General features: G+C 50.3%; 14 protein-coding genes. 5 read left to right on the top strand and 9 right to left on the bottom strand.

Annotated elements, in window-relative coordinates; translation table 11 throughout:
* Position 1: 1 nt before the first annotated feature.
* Positions 2–211 carry a GNAT family N-acetyltransferase gene (locus tag LQV63_RS32135; RefSeq protein WP_407672955.1) on the bottom strand — a complete coding sequence of 70 codons (210 nt, stop codon included), beginning with the start codon at positions 209–211 and terminating at the stop codon, positions 2–4.
* A 429-nt stretch (positions 212–640) separates the two neighbouring features.
* The gene (locus LQV63_RS23195; RefSeq protein WP_233698477.1) at positions 641–814 is read right to left on the bottom strand and encodes a hypothetical protein; all 174 of its coding nucleotides are present in this window, start codon (positions 812–814) and stop codon (positions 641–643) included.
* Positions 815–830: 16 nt separating this feature from the next.
* On the opposite strand from LQV63_RS23195, the gene LQV63_RS23190 reads away from it, so the two are divergent.
* From LQV63_RS23190 to LQV63_RS23180, 3 genes are all read left to right on the top strand, one after another.
* On the top strand, positions 831–1,082 hold the full coding sequence (locus LQV63_RS23190; RefSeq protein ID WP_233698476.1) for an SRPBCC family protein: 252 nt from the start codon (positions 831–833) through the stop codon (positions 1,080–1,082).
* 134 nt (positions 1,083–1,216) lie between these two features.
* Positions 1,217–1,864, top strand: coding sequence for a spore cortex-lytic enzyme (gene sleB, locus LQV63_RS23185; protein ID WP_233698475.1), 648 nt, complete (start codon positions 1,217–1,219; stop codon positions 1,862–1,864).
* Between the two features lie 270 nt (positions 1,865–2,134).
* Positions 2,135–3,613 carry an aldehyde dehydrogenase family protein gene (locus LQV63_RS23180; protein ID WP_233698474.1) on the top strand — a complete coding sequence of 493 codons (1,479 nt, stop codon included), beginning with the start codon at positions 2,135–2,137 and terminating at the stop codon, positions 3,611–3,613.
* Between the two features lie 18 nt (positions 3,614–3,631).
* Here LQV63_RS23180 and LQV63_RS23175 read toward each other — a convergent pair whose 3' ends face one another.
* From LQV63_RS23175 to tet, 3 genes are all read right to left on the bottom strand, one after another.
* Positions 3,632–4,705, bottom strand: coding sequence for a sulfite oxidase (locus LQV63_RS23175; protein WP_325175914.1), 1,074 nt, complete (start codon positions 4,703–4,705; stop codon positions 3,632–3,634).
* A 115-nt stretch (positions 4,706–4,820) separates the two neighbouring features.
* Positions 4,821–5,861, bottom strand: coding sequence for a hypothetical protein (locus tag LQV63_RS23170; RefSeq protein WP_233698472.1), 1,041 nt, complete (start codon positions 5,859–5,861; stop codon positions 4,821–4,823).
* 202 nt (positions 5,862–6,063) lie between these two features.
* A complete protein-coding gene (tet, locus tag LQV63_RS23165) occupies positions 6,064–8,043 on the bottom strand; it encodes a tetracycline resistance ribosomal protection protein (protein WP_233698471.1) in 1,980 nt (659 codons plus the stop codon).
* Positions 8,044–8,287: 244 nt separating this feature from the next.
* On the opposite strand from tet, the gene LQV63_RS23160 reads away from it, so the two are divergent.
* A complete protein-coding gene (locus tag LQV63_RS23160; protein WP_019421066.1) occupies positions 8,288–8,641 on the top strand; it encodes a YxeA family protein in 354 nt (117 codons plus the stop codon).
* A gap of 328 nt (positions 8,642–8,969) precedes the next feature.
* Here LQV63_RS23160 and LQV63_RS23155 read toward each other — a convergent pair whose 3' ends face one another.
* Positions 8,970–9,530 (bottom strand): TetR/AcrR family transcriptional regulator, encoded by a 561-nt coding sequence (locus LQV63_RS23155; protein ID WP_233698470.1) that lies wholly within the window; start codon positions 9,528–9,530, stop codon positions 8,970–8,972.
* A gap of 175 nt (positions 9,531–9,705) precedes the next feature.
* Here LQV63_RS23155 and LQV63_RS23150 point away from each other — a divergent pair, with 175 nt between their 5' ends.
* Positions 9,706–10,470 (top strand): SDR family NAD(P)-dependent oxidoreductase, encoded by a 765-nt coding sequence (locus LQV63_RS23150; RefSeq protein ID WP_233698469.1) that lies wholly within the window; start codon positions 9,706–9,708, stop codon positions 10,468–10,470.
* 251 nt (positions 10,471–10,721) lie between these two features.
* Here the strand turns inward: LQV63_RS23150 and LQV63_RS23145 are convergent, their stop codons facing one another.
* From LQV63_RS23145 to LQV63_RS23135, 3 genes are all read right to left on the bottom strand, one after another.
* Positions 10,722–12,485 carry an ABC transporter ATP-binding protein gene (locus tag LQV63_RS23145; protein WP_019421062.1) on the bottom strand — a complete coding sequence of 588 codons (1,764 nt, stop codon included), beginning with the start codon at positions 12,483–12,485 and terminating at the stop codon, positions 10,722–10,724.
* Positions 12,482–14,272, bottom strand: coding sequence for an ABC transporter ATP-binding protein (locus LQV63_RS23140; RefSeq protein WP_233698468.1), 1,791 nt, complete (start codon positions 14,270–14,272; stop codon positions 12,482–12,484). Before LQV63_RS23140 ends, LQV63_RS23145 begins: the two co-directional genes overlap by 4 nt.
* A gap of 137 nt (positions 14,273–14,409) precedes the next feature.
* Positions 14,410–20,383, bottom strand: a 5,974-nt coding sequence (locus tag LQV63_RS23135) for a non-ribosomal peptide synthetase (RefSeq protein ID WP_233698467.1), incomplete at its 5' end; no start/stop codon positions are given.

Genomic DNA, 20,383 nt, shown 5'->3' with positions numbered 1-20,383 from the left:
TTCATCCTCCTAGCTTAATGGTGATTCTGTTTTGGAACATACGTATGTTCAACAAAACAAGAAATTTCAATAAATGATTGATGCAATGGTCCAGAATGATGCTTCCATAGCCGCGATTTTGATAATCCGGATCCACTACCATATCACGTATGTACGTTCCGCTTATAATGTAAGCACCAATTAAATTTTGATCAAGCCAAAATGAACGCACCCCTCCCTTCGCATCATAATGACGAAGTTCTCCCCTGAACTCGTCAGGCTGACTGTGATATTAGTCAGTTCTCCAACCATTTTCTTTGTTTAACTCGTAATAGGCGCTATCGAATAAATGAGTAAACTGTTCGAGCATATCGTCTGTAAATCCCTTTTCCACAAATATAGTTTGTGGCTGACTAGCCTCTTTGTCCTTGTTGTATGTAAGATGAAATCCCGCCAAATCCGGTGAAAAGCCTAACCTATTAATATGGTTAATGATTCCTTTGTTTTTGCCGTAGACATTAAAACAAAGCTCCCTTGTCGCAGCTTCATGGAAGAACGGAGTAATCTTAGTACTCGTAATAAGGAATCGTCACCGTTTGACATATAGCTCTATAAAATTTCGTTATAAACTTTGTTATTCCTTCATATTTCGTAAACATCGTTAAATATAAACATCCCGTGCAGAGTTAATCTTCACGCCATGTGATTTCGCGTTTTCACCAACTCGGCGAAGGTTGGAGACACCCGCTAAAGAATAATGACCGACCGATAATTGATGTCCAGAGACATCACCGACGCCAGTACCTCGGACTCCTTTTTTTAATACGGCTTCCATGGGAGATGCCTGTTCATTGGGAAGTTCCGTCTCGTCATACTCTCCTGATCGGTTCAACTGCTTGGCTATTAAACCCAAAAAGGAAATGGTCGACGTAGAACTTGAGCCTGCCAGTAATGGCACGATTGTTACGCTCAAACACGCAGGTTGGCAAGATTCAGAGGAATGGCTAGCCGCAAAAGAATGGCACATTCAGGCTTGGGAACAAATGTTAGCAAGCTTAAAATCCAACATGGAATCAGATAACGGAGTGCTTTGTTGCAAATAAATTGAAGCTATGACGTGCCATGCGGAGAAAACAGACTAAGCCGAGCAAGGTTTTCCATTTTTGTTTCCAATATGATGGTATTGAAACCACTGTTAAGCGTCTCTATAATGGCAAAGGAAAGGAGGAGAACGCAAATGAAAAAAATTCTACTGCCTTTTCTGTTGGCCGCAATTGGCTTGACAGCCGTTCTGCCGGCGTCGATGGCCGTTGCAGCCCCTGCCCCTACGATCCAATACGGAAATAATAGTGGTGACGTATGGGATATCCAGTTTCGTTTACAAATGCTAGGTTACTATAACCAATCGTTGGATGGCAGGTTCGGTAACGCTACAACGCAAGCCGTACGCCAATTTCAACGAGATTACGGGTTAAAAGCGGATGGCATCGCCGGTCCGCAGACGTGGCGGATGTTGAAACAGGTGTCGGTCAATGCCGATGAATTGACCATGCTGGCCCGAGCCGTGCACGGCGAAGCGCGCGGCGAGCCTTATACCGGTAAAGTGGCGGTTGCGGTGGTTGTATTGAATCGCATGCAGTCTCCCCTGTTCCCTGACTCGGTGGCTGGCGTCATTTTTCAGCCGCGGGCATTTACGGCGGTTGACGATGCCCAATACTGGTTGAATCCTGATGAATCCGCCTATGCCGCGGCATGGGATGCCGTGCACGGCTGGGATCCGACCAACGGCGCGCTCTACTATTTCAACCCGGATACCGCTACTTCCGCGTGGATCTGGACCCGTCAGCAGACGGGAAAAATCGGCAAACACATCTTCGCCGTTTAAGTGCGATTATATATGATTCCGCATCTCTCATAACGGATGCATCCTCTTGTCTTGGGGGCGGGCTGGTTCGAATTATTGGCGGATCGGCCCGCCCCTTTCTTTTCAACCTTATCCGACCTGTCCCATTTACCTTACGCACATCTTCCCGGTCGGACTCTGCACAACAACTTGTCCCCTAACGGGAATGATCCGTTTCCTATAAGAATACATATCTCTTTAAGGCCTATTTAGCCGATGTAAATGACAATCTAACAAAGGAGTGATTGCGCTTTGTCACGAGTTCAAATCAGTCCGAAAGTAGAAGCGTTTTTGCAAGGCACCAAGAAGCTGTTTATTAATGGTGAGTGGGTCGAGTCCGTCCAGAGCAACGTATTCTCGTCCATCAATCCGGCAACGGGAGAAGTGCTCGCGGTTGTCTCCGAAGCGCGGGAGGAAGATGTGGACAGGGCGGTCAAAGCCGCCCGCGACGCATTCGATCAAGGCGAATGGTCGCGGATGAGCGCCGCGGATCGCAGCCGCCTCATCTATAAGCTAGCCGACTTGATCGAGGCGAACAAGCAAGAGCTGGCCGAGCTGGAAACGCTGGATAATGGCAAACCGCTGCGGGAAACGTTGGCAGCCGATCTTCCGCTCACAATCGAGCATTTCCGTTATTATGCCGGTTGGGCGACCAAAATTGTCGGACAAACCATTCCTACTGCAGGCAACTTCCTCACCTACACAAGACATGAGGCCGTCGGGGTCGTCGGTCAGATCATACCGTGGAACTTCCCGCTTCTCATGGCGGCTTGGAAGCTGGGCGCCGCCCTTGCCACCGGCTGCACCGTCGTCCTGAAGCCGGCGGAGCAGACGCCGTTGTCAGCCTTGTACCTGGCTCAATTGACACAGGAAGCGGGATTCCCGCAAGGCGTCATCAACGTCATCCCCGGCTTCGGGGAGACGGCGGGCGCTCCGCTCGTGCGGCATCCGCAAGTCGACAAGATCGCCTTCACCGGCTCTACTATCGTCGGCAAATCCATCATGCGGCAAGCTGCGGACACCGTCAAAAAAGTGACGCTTGAACTGGGCGGAAAATCGCCGAACATCATCCTCCCAGACGCCGATCTGTCCCGAGCGGTGCCTGGCGCCCTGCGCGGCATTACGTTCAACCAAGGGCAGGTGTGCTCGGCAGGCTCGCGGCTGTACGTGCAGAAGAAATTGTACGACAACGTGGTTGCGGATATGGTGTCGGAGGCGCAGCGCATCCGAGTGGGCACTGGCCTTGATATGGATACGGAGATGGGGCCGCTCGTATCGTCCGAGCAACATGACGTTGTCCAACGTTATATCGAAGCAGGGAAAGCGGCAGGCGCGGAATTGGTGACCGGCGGCAGAGTCCCGCGCGAGCAAGGCTACTTCATCGAACCGACGATATTCGCGCACGTCGATCCGAAGATGACGATCGCTCGCGAAGAAATCTTCGGCCCTGTCGTGGCTGCGTTGCCGTACGATACGCTCGACGATCTGATTGAGCAGGCCAACCAATCTGATTACGGCTTGGCTGCGGGGGTGTGGACGCAAAATCTGAAACAGGCGCACTATCTTGCAAGCAAGTTGAAAGCGGGCACGGTCTGGGTGAACTGCTACAACGTGTTCGATGCGGCCGCTCCGTTCGGCGGCTATAAGCAATCTGGCCTTGGCCGGGAAATGGGCTCCTACGCGCTTGACAACTATACCGAAGTGAAGACCGTGTGGGTGAATATGGACTAGTCACTCCACTTATTACTCTTATTCCACCTTCACATTAATGCTGGATATGGCATTGTAGCCATATCCTTTTTTATTCCAGCTTGCTGCCGCAGGCTGGATGTTTCCATACGAATCTCTCGCCCTGCATAGAATCGCGTACTCTCCTTGTTGAGAGACGTCCCATCTATAAGTCCACAGGATCCAGGCATAGGGCTGGTTGGGCAATCGATGCACGTCCGCACTGACCCAGCTTTCCCCGCCATTAAGGCTAAGCTCGACATCAGTAATGAATCCCGTTCCCGTCCATGCGATTCCGCAGATTTGGATGGTTCCGGTGTCAAGCAGACTCCGATCCATAGGGAATTGAATGGTGGAGTTGACATGGACCAGCGTAACGGGGGACTTCCCATCATCGCTGTCCGTGCCAGGTTCATAGACATAATCGACAACCTGAAAAGGCCCGGTGAAGCGCGCATCAAGGACGGTAATGCTCCGCAGCCATTTGACCGAGGCCATCCCGTACCATTGCGGAACAATTAGCCTTAGCGGATACCCGTGCTTATAAGGAATCGGCTGTCCGTTAAGTTCATAGGCGACTAACGTATCAGGGTGCAATGCCTTATCCAGCGGAAGGCTCCGGGCATACGGATACGTGCCTGCCATGTCTGTCCGGGTCCCGCAATCTCGTCCCGCGAACACAACCTCCCTGGCCGTCGGCTTCAAACCAGCATAATTCAGCAGGTCTCTCAAAGGGACTCCTTTCCACACTCCCTGGCTAATCGCCCCCTCTTCCCACTGGATTCCGTACACCTTGAGCTTGAAGCGCGCCCGTTTGTTGCCGCTGCACTCCAACGTAACGGCTATCTCTTTAGACGGCATGCTTAACAAATCTCGATAATGGAACGTCAGCGAGTTCCGGACTTCTCCGTCAATCGTAACCGCAAACGATTCCTCCGACAACATGGGATAAGAAAAATGATTTCTTATATAAAAGAAGCCTTCCGGCGTAACGGCTGCCAACGAAAAGAAATGGATCGGACTTTCCTGATTTTCCGGCACCAAGGACCGGGTAATAAGATGCGGCTCGATATGCGGCCAGCGCAAGGCAATCACCTTCCAAATATATGGGTAGTGTTCATGTATATAGACTTGAGGTCTTGTTTTATTCGTGAAAAAAAGACACCCATGTCCGAGGTTCCCCTCGGACAGAGTGCCTAGCCAGCTACTATTACATGACTCTCATTTCCCAAAATTGTCCCTTTTCATTAATATAAGCAGTTACCGTCGGCCGTCCCTTTTTCGTAAATGTATATTCCCAATGCTTGACTTTCACTTCATAGCCGGTCAGATCCAGATCGAAATGCTTTTTCGCCATCGGTTTAGCGGCGCTGATCGCCTTCTCTTTCGTGTAATATGGTTTGGCGAACGCTTTCTGGACATCTTTCGGCGCATAAAATTTGTTCAGCAGCTTATCATAGGTGACAGATCTCAGCTTCCCTGACGAACTGTCGATCCCGACTCGGGAACCAGCCTGATCCTGAAAATCGATCGTCTTGTTGAACTGGTTGTAATCGTAGAGGCTGACATGTACCTGCTTGCGCAGCTTGGATGCGCCCGGCAGCTTCTTCATCGCTTCTTCCGCCGCTTTGACAATTTTTTGGTCGACTTGATCGGACGTTATCAGTTTCCCCATAGAACTGACCTTTTTTGTCTTTAGATCGATGTTGCCATAGTAATCGTCGTCCTCCGTTTCTCCGCCGGAAAAGCTAAACGTTTCAAGTCCCCGATCATCTTTCGTGTAAGAAATAAAGTTAGGGGGCGTGAATTCACCCTTCAGTTCCAGAAGCGCCCACTTTTCTTGGATATCTGCCTGTAAAGCTTTATCCGACTCCTCGAACTTATATGTTCTGTTTGCTGACATACCTTTAATTTCTCCAGTTTGCTTGTCAACCTTTACATGATGCCCTTGCCCGGAAGTCAGCGTCCACTCGCCTTTATCTGCACCAACACCACTTTCTCCCGTTATGCTGACTAATTTCACTTCTTGTCCCGGGTCGAACTTCTGCAGCGCCTGAGTCGCTTGCTCGATAATTTTCGAATCCAGCTTCTTGAAGGCCTGCTGGAACCGCTCCTCCATCTCTTTCATTTCTTTTTCAATCTCTGCTTGACTGGCCGCATATGCAGGCGCATGTCCGGGAAGCAGCGGGAAAGCGGACAGCAGCAGTCCGGCAATAACAGTGGATGCAATCATCGTTTTGTACGTTTTCATTTGATTCTTCCTCCTTGTGGCAATTGCCTATTCCCTGATTAGATTGGGCAACCCTTCCTCCGGTTCCCTGTCCAACTGGATATTTTTATACGGATTTTCATTCGCTTTTCGCTTATTTGATTTATTCTTGGTGTAATCTCCGCCCTTTTTCGCATAACAAAGGGCCCTGGGACAGATACCTGTCTCAGGGCCCGGTTCATAATCAATAAGCACGCAGGATATGGAGCATATACTCTTTTCGGTTCAACGGATTGTAGTCCGCCCGCTTTCTCGTTGGATATTCGCCCTCTATTTTTTCAAATCCGTACGGGTTCGCCATAAAAAAGCCTTCGCCTTCCGTGAACGAATGAAGACTTCGCTTGAAATCCTCCGTCACAGCCACTGGAAGCGTCCCTGTCAACAGAAAGGTATCCTTATGATGGAGCGGTTCCCTGAATATGGCCTTTAGACCTGACAATTTATGCATCGCCTTGCTGATCGCATGTTCGGGAACACTCAGTTCGAACTCGTTGATCGGTTCATATACGTCAGTGCCTGCTTGGGACAGTGCCTCCATTAACACAAGCGGCGTTAACTTCCTGAAGTCTCCGGCTACCGTTACCGGACTGCAGTAGCCCGAGTGTGTCAGCGTAACGACAATATCAGTGACCTCCCACCCGTATAAACCTTGTGCAAGCGTTGCACATACGGTATCTTCGATGGCTTTGTGGAACGCCAAGGGCAGCGAACCAAGTTCCACGCCCAGTCTATAGGTCACTCCGCTACCAGTTACGCCGGGCTCCACTTGGAAGCCTACTGTAGCATAAAAAGGATTTTCTGCCGCTCCCATCACTTCTGCAGCCTGTCCCGTTCCTTTTGGCTTTTCGATACAGACGATTCTTGTCTCTGAAAACGAGACGTCCACCCGATATTTTTCCTTAAGGGTTGTCTCAATCACTTCTTTTTGCACTTCCCCGAACAGGCGGATATAGATCTCATGATGGAAGTCGTCTTTCAACACTTCGATTAACGGATCTTCTTCTGACAATTCTACAAGAGCTTGAAATAATCGATGCTCTTGTTCATTCTGCATGGCTTCGATGCGGGTTTCCAGCTGCGGGGAGGCGAAATGGATATCTTTGATTTTGTCAGACCGCTCACCCACAACATCCCCGATTTTAATATTTTTCAATCCCCATACTTTGCAAAAATCGCCGGCTTCCACGGTTTGTGACGGAATGGACTTCCCTTCACTGAATAGGTACAGCTTTTTGATTTTGTCTGCGTGCGTTTCGATCGTGCCATCCTTGTTTTTCCGGCTTATATTCACATATTCTCTTGCGCTCATTCTTCCTGAAAATATTCTGACGTAGGCGATCTTTTCTCCCGATGGTTCCTTCTCCATTTTAAAGACGACCCCGGATAAGGGCGCAGCTTCTCTGGCTTCATTCACCGGAAACAGCTCTGCCACCCCCGCCAACAGTTCGGACACGCCAATTCCCGTCATGGCAGATCCGAAAAAGACCGGATAAAGCTTCGCATCCCTAATTTGCCGCATCAAGGCTAGTTTTACTTGCTCTTCCGATACTTGCTCCCCGTTCACGCAAGACTCAAGCAAAGCTTCATCATTCCAAGCAGCCAGCTCGATGCATCGCTCCATAAAATCTGGATCCGTATCGTTGTTAAAGCAGTGTTCAACAATGAACGCCTGCTTCGTGCCGATGTTTTCAGCTCTGTATAAAGGGATCACGTTCGCTGTCAGTTTTTCTTGAATGCTCTTCATGATCCCGTCGGATTGCGCACCGCTCCGGTCTATCTTGTTCACGAACAGTATCGCAGGAATTTGCAGCTTCATTAACACCGACATTAAAATTTTGGTCTGGGCTTGAATCCCTTCCACAGCCGATATGACCAGAACCGCTCCATCAAGGACGCTGAAGGAACGCTCTACTTCCGCGATGAAGTCCGCATGTCCAGGCGTATCAATAAGATTGACCTTCAAATCGTTCACGAAAAACGAAACGACTGACGCCTTGATCGTGATCCCTCTTCTTCTCTCCAGCTCCATCGAATCGGTTTGGGTATTCCCTTTATCAACTCGGCCAACTTCATCTATGACATTCGTTACATAGAGTAAACGTTCAGTCAGGCTCGTCTTTCCTGCGTCTACGTGCGCAACAATTCCTATATTCATTGTTTTCATGAATTAAAATCCTCTTTTCTCTGTTCATAGTAAGCTCCTCTCGTGTTATGTTGCATTGCCGCATACCAATCACGCTCCAATCAGTTTATTTACACCCATTATATAACAAACTACTTATAGTTGTCACAGATGACTGCACGGAACCCTTACAATGATGTAAGAGTTCTATCACCTAATTGAATGTTGTCTTGAGCAACAACCCACTATAATGGAATCAAACAATACAACACAAAAAGGTGATGACATGAAACGAAGTATCGCAATGCTAGTTATTTTAGTCGTATTTGCATCCATTTTAGCCGGCTGCAACTTTCAACGCATGGGGAAAGATATTTATTATGTTCAGATTACAATGGATGGACAAAAAGAAGAGACTACAGACGATAAAGACAATCCATTTACAACCTATAAATATTCTCTGCCTGCCTTTGACGAAGAAGGAACCGAAAAAACAATGGAATTTACGGCGCAAAAAAACTTGCGTAAAGAAGCATATTTGCGTGTGTACTACTCTAGCAAGAAGGGCGTAACCTCCTGGGAAGAAGTGCAGAAGGACGATCTGCCTGCAAAAGTGAAAGAGAAGCTTGAGTCCGAATAGTTGAAAGAACGACAAAGAGACAGAGTGAGTCTACTCTTTAGAGAGTATGTCCAACTGTCTCTTTTCAGTGTTGTATATTACTACCCCGTTTTGGTGAATACAAGCTCATCCCTGCATTTTCATTTCGGCGGAAGAAATGATTTCAAATAATTTTCGATATCGTCCTCTGCTGTCTCCAGAAGTCCGCCCAGCAGGTGTTTTCATTCCGTCTGCTCCTTGTCGTCAGTTGTTTTACAGTTCAATGAAAACTGTTTGCTTATTACAGTAAAGCGCAAAGGAAACAAACACTATGAAATGTTGGGATGTTGATGTGCCCCCACTCGGATGTTCATAGCAGATGCCTTCCTAGCAAAATCTTCACATGCTCAGCCATTAGTTGCGGCGGAAAAGGCATTCCTTCCTTAATCCACCATTCCACCAAACCTACGAAAGCTGAACCAACAAATGGAATGACGATATCTTTGTTTAACCCCTTATTTATTGCACCGTCTATCTTCACTTCCTCATGCAGCCCTTGGAGGATAACATGAAGGAATCGTTCATGAAAATATGAAGTTCCCTGATTCACTAACATAGTCGAGTAGAATAAATAATTCCTTTCGAAGTATTGAAACACAGGCAGAAAAGAATCCATCAGCTCAATGCTTCCTTGCTCCTGATCTGACGCTGAACATACTTCTAAGAGTTCTTCAAGCTGAGCTGCGATACATTTATCCAATAAATCATATTTATCGACATAATGAAGATAGATCGTTCCTCGGTTCATATTCGCCCGGTCCGAAATATTTTGGATCGTAATGTCCTCGAATTTTTTTTCTGACATCAGTTCAATAAATGCGCTCGTAACCGCTTCCCGAGTTTTAAGAATTCTTCGATCTACTTTGGACATGCCGAGGTCACCACACTTCCTAGAAAAAGTAACAAACACATTTCCATCGTATTGTTCCCTAATGAACAAGAGTAAATGATTTGACGATTGAATATGTCATGCATGAATCTATAATAATAGACATAAATTGATTAATCAACAGTTGTTCATTATATTTGAGAGGGGAAAACAGAGCATGACAGACACGATAAAAAACAAAGTAGCATTAATTACAGGCGCAACAGGAGGAATCGGGAAAGCGACAGCTATGACACTGGCACGTAAGGGCGCGCAGGTCGTCATCAGCGGTCGTCGGGCTGAATCAGGGAATGAAGTCATGGAGGAAATCGTTGCTCAGGGTGGAGATGCTTTGTTTGTCCTTTGCGATGTCAACAAGGAAGAAGAAGTTCAGAAATTAATAGAAACAACGGTTTCTCAGTACGGGAAATTGAATATTCTAGTCAATAATGCCGGGATCAGCTTAGAAACTGTGCCGCTTGCCCAGGCAGACGGAAATAACTTTCAGCAGATGCTGCAGACGAATGTGATGGGTGTTTTCTATGGCATGAAATATGGAATTCAACAAATGTTACAGCAAGACCAAGGAGGGGCCATTGTCAATCTGGCTTCTATTGCAGGTCTGCATGGTATGCCTTACACAGGTCCCTATACGGCAACCAAACACGCAGTCGTCGGTCTGACTAAGACTGCAGCTCTTGAATACGCAACCAATAATATTCGAGTGAATGCGGTAGCCCCAGGGGCCATTAAGACGGATATCATCGCGAAATCCATTGACCACGGCACCTTTAATGAAGATATGATTAATCGTATGCATCCGATGATGCGTATGGGGTATCCTCAAGAAATCGCCAACGGTATCGTCTGGTTGTGTTCGGATGAAGCATCTTTTACCACAGGTTCCATTTTAAACATAGATGGTGGATTTAACGCTAGGTAGCATCTAATCCCCTAAAAATAGAACCGGTTCACCACCCCCATTTTTTCAATAAAAAAGATCCAAGTCTTTAATATCTGGATATACGGCATAGTTCCTCTCTTACTTGTCGAGGTGTCAGCACAAATCACAAAAATAATAGGGAGCTCATGATGAGCTCCCCAGAGTGTGAAACCATACGTCCACTTGGCCTGAAGTATTTCCATGGATGGCTGGGATCGTATATAAAAATGATCCGCATTGTCAAATTTCTGTCAAGCTTGTTCGGCAAGAGCCAGGCCAGACTGTCCATACATACCTGCATAGTAGGATCTGCATGCAAGCAAGCTCTGATGGGTGCCTTGTTCCACAACTGATCCTTGTTGGATGACAAATATCACATCGGCATTCTCAACGGTGCTCAAGCGGTGGGCAATCAGAATGGTCGTGCGGCCTTTCATCAATTGATTCAAGGCTTGCTGTACCCAGTACTCTGATTCGGCATCCAATGCCGATGTTGCCTCATCGAGCAGCAATATCGGAGCATTTTTGAGCAATGCCCGGGCAATCGCAATCCGCTGCCGCTGTCCGCCGGACAAAGACGCTCCGCGCTCACCCACTTGCGTCTGGTATTGCTCGGGCAATTCCTGAATAAAATTGTGGGCATAAGCAGCCTGAGCCGCGGCAATCACTTCCTCCTGTGAAGCTTGCGGATTGCCATAACGGATGTTGTCTTCAATCGTTCCGCTGAACAAGAAAGCTTCTTGCGGCACATAAGCAATCCGTTGACGAATCTCTTCCAAGGTATAATGTCCGAACGACTTGCCTTGGATTAAGATCTCGCCGCTGTCAACGGGATAGAAGCCCAGCAACAATTTAATCAAGGTGCTTTTGCCGCTGCCGCTTGCACCCACAACAGCCGCCACTTGCCCGGGGAGCACTTGCAGGGACAAATTGCACAGCACCGGGCTGTCGGATTGATAGGCAAACTCAACGCAATCGAATTCCACCATTGCCTCCGAATCACGGTCGCTTGCCACAGAGCCGATCCGTTGCGGCTCCTCCTGCTCCTCCAGCATTTCTTGAATCCGCTGCGCTCCTGCCAACGAATTTTGAATCAAAGACATGGTTGTTCCAATGTTCATGAAGGAATGCGTCAAATGAATTTGCAAGACGGCCAGGGCTGCAACGGCCCCCATGCCAATGATGCCATAGCTATACAGCAAGCTGCCAATGACAATGATTCCGCAAAATGTAATGTAGCTTACAAAATGATTGACGGCTGCCAGTACGCCTTTTTTGTGGGCGATGCGGCGGGAAAGCTGCGTCAGCTTCTCGTTCATGGCTCCATACTGAGCATATACCGGACTAATGTGGAACAATTTCACAAGCTGGATGCCCGCGATAAAGTCTGAAAATTTCTCTGTCAGCTTGGCTATAGAATGAAGAGATTGATCATACATCGCGCGAACGGAGCGCACAAAACGCGTGCTTATATAAAAGGAAACGAGCAAAATCAAAAGGGAAGCGCAAGCAAACTGCCAATGAATGATAAACATCATAATGATGGATCCAATGCTAATCATGATATCCAGCAGCAGAGCAAAAAAGATTCCGCAATACGTCACTTCCAGGGTGGATACATCGTTATTTATCCGTGATAGGAAATCTCCATTATGCGTCCGCTCCAAATGATCGGCCCGAAGCTTGCACAGCTTATGATAGAGACGTTCCCTGATGTCGACGATCGTCAGTTCCACGCTGCGACGAAACAAATAAGTGAATCCGGGTGAAGTCAGGTTCAACAGCAAGATGGAGCCTCCCAAAATATATAGCGCCTGAAACATAAGGGAAGTATCTCTTGACCCTGCAAAATCTACTAAACTCTGGACAACCAAGGTGAATGACAGGATAAACAAGGTGTTAACGAGCCCGCCTGCAATCATGCCAACATAATACTCAACTTTGCGTCGTGTGCTCATAAAGTCCATCATATACTTGATTTCCTTCACATAAGCTAACATCCCGGCGGTTTTCACGTATAGGCCACCTCCTTGCTTCCCATTCGATCCGTTTCGAATTCCTGATGGTACAAACGGGCATAAGAGCCCTTTTTCTCCAGCAGCTTCGCATGATTCCCTGCCTCTTCGATCCGTCCGTCCTCCATGACCCAGATCTCATCCGCATTCTGAATAGTAGACAGCCGATGCGCAATGACGATGGTCGTTCTCTCCTTCATAAGAACGTTCAACGCTTCCTGAACCAATGATTCAGACTCCGTGTCCAATGCGGAAGTGGGCTCGTCCAACAGCAGGATGGGGGCATCCTTGAGCAGTGCGCGCGCAATGGTGATACGCTGACGCTGCCCGCCGGATAGCAGCGCTCCCCGTTCCCCCACGTCAGTCTGATATCCTTCCGGCAGCTCCATAATAAAGGAGTGCGCGTTGGCTGATTTTGCAGCTTCGATCACTTCATCCATCGAGGCATTCTCCCGCCCGTAAGCAATATTATCTGCAATCGTCCCGCTGAACAAATAGGAATCTTGGGTAACGACCGACAAATGGGAACGCAGCTCCTTCGGATTGCAGTCGCGGATCGATTGGCCAAATACATCGATCTTCCCGCCATCAGCCTGCAGTGGATAAAATCCGCAGAGCAGCTTTATCACGGTGCTCTTCCCCCCGCCGCTGGCTCCCACCAACGCTACAGTCTGCCCTTCCGCTACCGTGAAGCTCAGATTGCGCAGCAGAGGGGAACCGCTATTCTCGTATGCGAAATTGACGTTGTGAAACGCGATGGGAGGCTGATCAGTTCTCACAATGCAATGTCCCTCTTCATTCTCGATGGGTTGATTCATGATTTGGGCCGCTCGTTTTAAAGCTCCGGTCATCTCAAACGTATTCGTAATGAGCGTCGGGATGTTCTGCAATGGCTCCAAACACAAATTCAGCAAGTAAAGAAAGGCAATCAGCTCTCCCGTGCTGAACAATCCTTTCGATATCAAATAACTTCCGTATAGAATAGCGAATACGATCGGACTGATCATGAGCGTGAACAGCACGGGAGTGACTATCGCCTCGCGTTTATTTACGGCCAACCTCTTTTTCAGCGTCAGCAGAAGCAGGGATTGATACGATCGGAACAGGATTCCCTGCAGCAAATAGCTTTTGACCAGCGGCATGCCACTCAATGTATCCTGTAAAATGACATTCATCTGGCCCATGTTTTCCTGTGCTTCTTCCGTGAGGCGCTGCAGCTGCTTGCCTACCCATTGCGAGACGAACAAGGAAACGGGAACAAGCAACAAGCTGAGCAGCACAAGCTCCCATCGGATCCACAGCAAGTAGCCAAAGCAGCCAATAAAAAGCAGGGGATGATAAAACCATTCCGCCACATCGCGAATCATAAATTGATTGATGATCTGGAGGTCATTAGTCACCCTTGACACCATATCGCCCGAGTGTTTCTTTTCCAAATAATGAACAGGCAATTTGCCGATGTGCTTCATCATCTGGTTGCGAAGGTCCCTCATGGCTTGAGCGCTGCTTTTTTCGATGCCGTACACCATGAAATATTTCGCGGGAACTCCAATTGCAATGACGATAAATACGGTATATACAATGCGGGCGACCAACTGCCCGTCCCCGTTGCCGGCATTGGTCGTTAATTGTTCGATTAAGCTGCCGGTCCATATCTCAATAATCGCGGCCGCAACAGCAGAGATGATTCCGACGATCATCCAGCCCATATGGGGTTTCACGAATGACGATAACCAGCGGGCTGATTTCCATAGGGTCAACACATCTTTTCGTTTTCGCAGTGCCACTCATTTGTCTCCCCTTTAAACCATAGTCGTGACGGAACTCCCCAACGAACCGCCTGCATCATCAACATGCGCATGTGTGCAGGCGGTATATGAGGATGACATGTATTATAGGTTACGTTGTACAAGCAACATCGCTGCTATCGCGATAACACCTCGTGGACGCCGCGCGTTTGCTCGATGATTTGATGGACGACCGCGTGAATCACTTTCACGTTATGCTCTATGAATCCAGGAAGCAGCACATCCTCATGGACACCAATGAGTCGATGCTCGCAATAGGCTTGCCGGGTTGCCCCATCCCATAATGCAGAAGTAACATTATCCGGTCTGTCTGCATCGGAATCCTCCGCAATCAATGCATGAATATTCGCCTCAACCGCGCCCGTATTCACGAGCTGAGATCCATACGTCCAGTACGCGCGCATCTTATGCTTGACCCGTTCACGAATCAGAGGATTGCTGAGCAGCTGCATCTCCTGTTCACCCACCGCTTCAAGCATTTGATCGATATCGCTTTCGAACTCGTCCACCGTCTGAGCGGCCAGCTTCCGCGTGGAGTCGAGCATAATAATATCCGATACGCGGTACCCTCTCTTTTCCATTGCTTTGGCAATTTCGAACGTCAGATTGCCTCCCAGCGAATATCCGAGCAGCACATAAGGGGACTGAGACTGAATGGCAACGACCGCGTCCACATACCGGTCCAGCATGTCCTCGTAAGATTCGGCATCATCAATGAAATCAATTCCGTATAGGATGCAGCTGTTTTCCATTTGCTTCGCCAGTTCCAAGTAACTTAACCCATACCCGAAGCCGGGAGGCAAGCAAAATACGTTTACAAGACCATTTTCATTTAATTTCGTGAACTGGCTGCTGCTTTTCTCCTCGTACTCGACTTTTACGATCTCATAGGCCATCGCTTCCACTGTCGGGCGCTGAAACACGCTATGGAGAGCGATTTCCGCGCCCAATTCGATGTAGATTCGATGTATCAGCTGCATCAAGCTAATCGAGTGTCCGCCCAACTCAAAGAAATTGTCCTGCACGCCGATTTTCTCGATGCCCAGCACCTCCTGCCAGATCTGCGCCAACTGAGCTTCCTGCGTTGTGCGCGGGGCCACATATTCCGTCCCTGTCATCAAGTGATCCTCAGGCGCAGGCAGCGCCTTGCGGTCTACCTTACCGTTAGGTGTCAGCGGCATCCGATCCAGTTGAACGAAGTGCAGCGGAATCATGTACCCTGGAAGATCTTGCGCTAGGATGCCTCTCAGCTCGTTGGCCGGCAGCGGTCGCTCCGCCACGTAGTAGGCGCATAACCGCTTCTCACCGCTGTCGGATTCCCGGGCGATCACGGTCGCCTCCTGAATGGGCTCCACTCTCAATAGATGTGTTTCTACCTCGCCAAGCTCAATCCGGTAGCCGCGTATTTTCACCTGATCGTCAATCCGCCCCACGTACTCGATGGTCCCATCCGGCAGCCATCTTGCCAGGTCGCCCGTCCGGTACATCCGCTCCCTCGGCGCGAATGGATTGTCGACGAACTTCGCTGCCGTCAATTCGGGACGGTTCAAGTAGCCTCGGGCCAGTCCGTCTCCTGCTATGCACAGCTCCCCAGCCACTCCGATCGGCTGCAGATCGTTCTGAGCATTGACGATATAAATGGTCGTGTTGCTGATCGGGCGTCCGATCGGAACGGTCACGGCATCCTCTGCCACTTCATTCACATCGTGGCATGTGGCAAATACCGTGCTCTCCGTTGGCCCGTACACATGCTTGATTTTGCCCGGTCCTAGCTGATAGAGCGCTTTGCGGACGTGAGAGATGGACACGCGCTCCCCGCCGAACAGTATGGTGCGGATATGGCGCAAGCAGTCTGCTTTCATGTCAATGAGGATGTTGAAGTACGCCGTTGTGATGAACATCACCGAAATGCGCTCGCGTTCGATCAAGCCTGCCAACTTCCCTACCTCCAACAGCGTCTCCTGCGGGATGAGGACCAGCTTGGCTCCATTTAACAAAGCACCGTACATATCAAAGGTCGATCCGTCGAAAGCATAATTGGATAACTGCAGCACGTTGTCCCGTTCGCTAAAATCAATGTAGCTCGTGCCTTGCACGACCCGCACGATGTTGCGATGCGTCGCCAAATTCCCTTTTGGCTTGCCTGTCGTCCCCGACGTATAAATGACGTAGGCCAAATCGGCAGGACCGTTATTCTGTTCCAGATTCGAATCGTCCGCACTGTAAGAGTGTTCGTCATCCAACAGGACGAACGAGGCTTGCACCGGGATTCTCGACTTCAGTTCATGTTGCGTCAGTATGATTTGGGTCCCGGAGTCCTCCAGCATGTAGCGGACGCGCTCTTCCGGATATTCCGGGTCGATCGGCACGTATGCTCCCCCGGCTTTTAGAATCGCCAGAATTCCAACTATCATTTCCAGAGAACGTTCAGCCATAAGACCTACCAAGCGATCTGCTTGCACTCCCTTGGTTCGTAATGTCCTTGCCAATCGGTTCGCCCGCCCGTTCAATTCGCGGTACGTCATTCGCTCGTCTCCGTACACAATAGCCGCTGCGTCAGGAGTCCGTTCAACCTGCTCCTCGAATAGATGCTGAATCGTCTTCTCGCGCGGATATTTCATCCCCGTGTCATTGAACACCCCGATAATCTCTTCTCTTTCTTGAGCGGTCATCATGTTCAATGTTGAAAGTTGCGCGCGGGGGTCATGTGCAATTGCTGCTAGCAACTGCTTGAAATGCAGCATCATCCGCTCCACCGTATCGCGCTTGTACAAAGCGGTTGCATACACCAAGCCGCATAGGATGCCTTCTTCTCCTTCTTCAGCATGGAAAGTCAGGTCGAATTTGGCCGTCATATGTTCATTCGGATATGATTTTAATTGGAGGCCTTCGATTTCGATGCCCCCCTGCTCTGCATTCTCGAGACTGAACATCGTGTCGAACAGTGGATTCCGGCTTAAGTCCCGCGATACGCGCACCTTTTCTACCAGATCCTCGAATGGATAGTCCTGGTGCTCGAAGGCGCCCAAGGTTGTTTCTTTCACTTCCGCCAGGTACGACAGAAATGCCTTCTCGCTTGCGGGATAATTGCGAACCGCCAATGTGTTGACGAACATCCCGATGAGCGGCTCGAGATCGCCATGGCTTCTGCCCGCAATCGGTGTCCCCACGATGATGTCTTCCTGTCCCGTATACTTATGCAGCAGCGTAGTGTAGGCTGCCAGCAGCACCATGTACAAGGTGGAACCCGTGTCTGACGCCAGTCGGCGCAATTGTTCGCTCAGATGCGGATCGATCGTGAATGACGCGACGTCTCCATCAAATTTTTGAACAGCGGGGCGCACATAATCAGTCGGCAGCTCTAGTACCGGCAATTCTCCTTGTAAACGCTCCAGCCAGTACGCTTCCTGACGCCGCAACTCCCCGCTGCGATCTTCGGATTGCTGCCATACCGCATAATCCTTATACTGAATGCGGAGCGGCGGCAAATCCTCGCCCGCATAGAGCCTAGCGAACTCATCCACCAATATCCCCATCGTAACGCCATCTGAAATGATATGATGCATATCGAACATCAGAATATGCCGTTCCCGCTCTATTTCGATAAGTCCTACCCGCAATAGAGGCCGCAGCTTCAGATCGAAGCTGCGGACAAAGCGCTGTACGAGCTTCTCTGCTTCTTCTTCGTCCGCCTGCACGTACTCCACTGTCAAGCGCGCATCCCGATGTATCCGCTGGATCGGTTCTCCGTTCACCATCTCGAAGCCGGTGCGCAGCGCCTCGTGCCGCGCAATCAGCTGCTGGAAAGCCCCGTCGAATCTAGTGCGATCCAGCGGTCCTTCGAGGGTGATGACTCCCGGCATGTTGTAGCTCAGCTCGGCCCCTTCCAATTGGCTCACGATATACAGGCGTTTCTGGGCCGAAGACAACGGGTAGACGTCTCTTTCCTCAGCCAGCGGGATCACGGCATATTCCTGCTTTTTCATCCCGGCTATCAGTTCGGCCAGCTCCTCAATCGTCGGGTACCTGAACACATCCCGCAGCGGCAGATTGATGTGCATTTCCTTGAACACCTTGCTTGCCAAGGTCGTCGCGCGCAAGGAGTGCCCGCCCAAATCGAAGAAATTATCCTTCACGCTAACGTCCGGCAGACCCAGCACCTCTTGCCAGATTCGGGCCAGCTGCGCTTCCAGCGACGTGCGCGGAGCTACGAACTCTGCTCCAGTATGTGCGCTTCCTTCTGGAGCCGGCAGCGCTTTGCGGTCGATTTTGCCGTTCGGCGTCAATGGCAGCCGCTCCAGTTGGACGAAATACGATGGGATCATATACCCCGGAAGTTCTGCGGCCAATGCTCTCCGCAGCTCGCTCACCGTCAGCTCGCGTTCGGCGACGAAGTACGCGCACAATGACTTCTGTCCGCTAACGTCTTCCCGCGCGACGACAACCGCTTCACGGATGAACGGCGTTTTGAGTAGTTGGGTCTCCACCTCGCCGATCTCGATCCGGTAGCCCCGGATTTTCACTTGATGGTCGATCCGCCCCAAATATTCGACGTTGCCGTCCGGCAGCCACCGGGCCAAGTCGCCTGTCCGGTACATTCGCTCGCCCGGAGCGAACGGATTGTCGACGAATTTCTCCGCCGTCAGGTCCGGCCGCTTCCAATAGCCCCGGCCTACGCAAGGTCCGCCGATATAGAGCTCGCCCGTTATTCCGACCGGCAGCAAAGAATGGTGTTCATCCAGAATGTACATCGTCACACCCGGCAGAGGTTTGCCAATTGGCACCGTTCGCAGCCCTTCCGTGCTCGCCTGCTCGAAGTAGCAGGAATCGATGGTCGTCTCCGTTACCCCGTAGCTGTTCACGATCCTCATTTGCGAACCGAATCGTTCCAGCAGCTTCTGGAATTCCTCCTTCGGGCAATGATCCGCCCCCACGACTGCCAGCTTCATGCTGCTGATGTCCAGCTTGTTCTCGTATACATATTCCATCAGCGGAATGACGAGCGACGGAGTGACATCGAACATCTGAATCCGATGCTTGCGAATGAGCTCATAGATTTCAGCCGGGTTCGCCCTCGCATCCTCCGGACATAGAATAAGTTCTCCCCCATGCAGCAGCGCGCGGATCAGGTCTCCCGAGAAGACGTCGAATGAAAAGCTCGCCCATTGCATCCAGCGCATGCTCTCTTCCTGCAAGCCGTATTCGCGCTCCCACGCGGCCGACAAGACTGCCATCTGTCTGTGCTCGATCATGACCCCTTTCGGCTTGCCCGTCGTTCCCGAGGTATAGATGACATAGCTCAGATGCTCCGGCTGATTCACCCGTTCCAGATTGGAACCGTCTGCGCCGTAGAACGCTTCTTCATCCAGCATGATCCTTCTGCCGGAGAATGCGGCCCGCGCTTGCAGATGGCGCTGGGCCAGCAGCACTTGCGCGTTCGAATTGTCCAGCATATAGTGAATCCGATCCTCCGGATATTGCGGGTCAATCGGCACATAGGCGCCGCCGGATTTCAAGATGGCCATAATGCCCACGATCATCTCCAGCGAGCGATCGGCCATGATGCCGACCAGCTGTTCGGGCTTCACGCCCTCGGCCCGCAGCGTGCGCGCCAGCCGGTTCGCCCGTTCGTTCAGCTCCCGGTACGTCAGCTGCTTGTCCTCATGCACGACCGCAATCCGATCCGGCGTGCGCTCCACCTGCTCCTCGAACAGTTCCGGCACCGTGTTCTGCTGCGAACGCCCTGCCTCCGCATCGTTGAACACATGCCGAATCTGCTCCTCTTCCTCCTCCGTGAGCATGCCGAGCGAAGCCAGCCGCGCCTCCGGCTCGTGCGCAACGGCTTCAAGCAGCCGCCCGAAATGCTTCGCCATTCTTTCTATCGATTCCGGTCGGTATAACGCGGTGGCGTATTCCAGACTGCACGCCATCCCTTCCGCGCCTTCCGCCACGTCCAGGCTCAGGTCGAATTTCGCCACCTTGTATTCAGCCGGGTACGGCTTCAAGCGAAGCCCTGCGAGCTCCAGATCCTTGTCGTCCATATTCTGCAAAGCAAACATCGTATCGAACAGCGGATTGCGGCTCAAATCT

The sequence above is a fragment of the Paenibacillus profundus genome (assembly GCF_021369635.1).
Lineage (GTDB): Bacteria > Bacillota > Bacilli > Paenibacillales > Paenibacillaceae > Paenibacillus_B > Paenibacillus_B profundus.
This window is presented reverse-complemented; position numbering and strand designations above follow the sequence as displayed.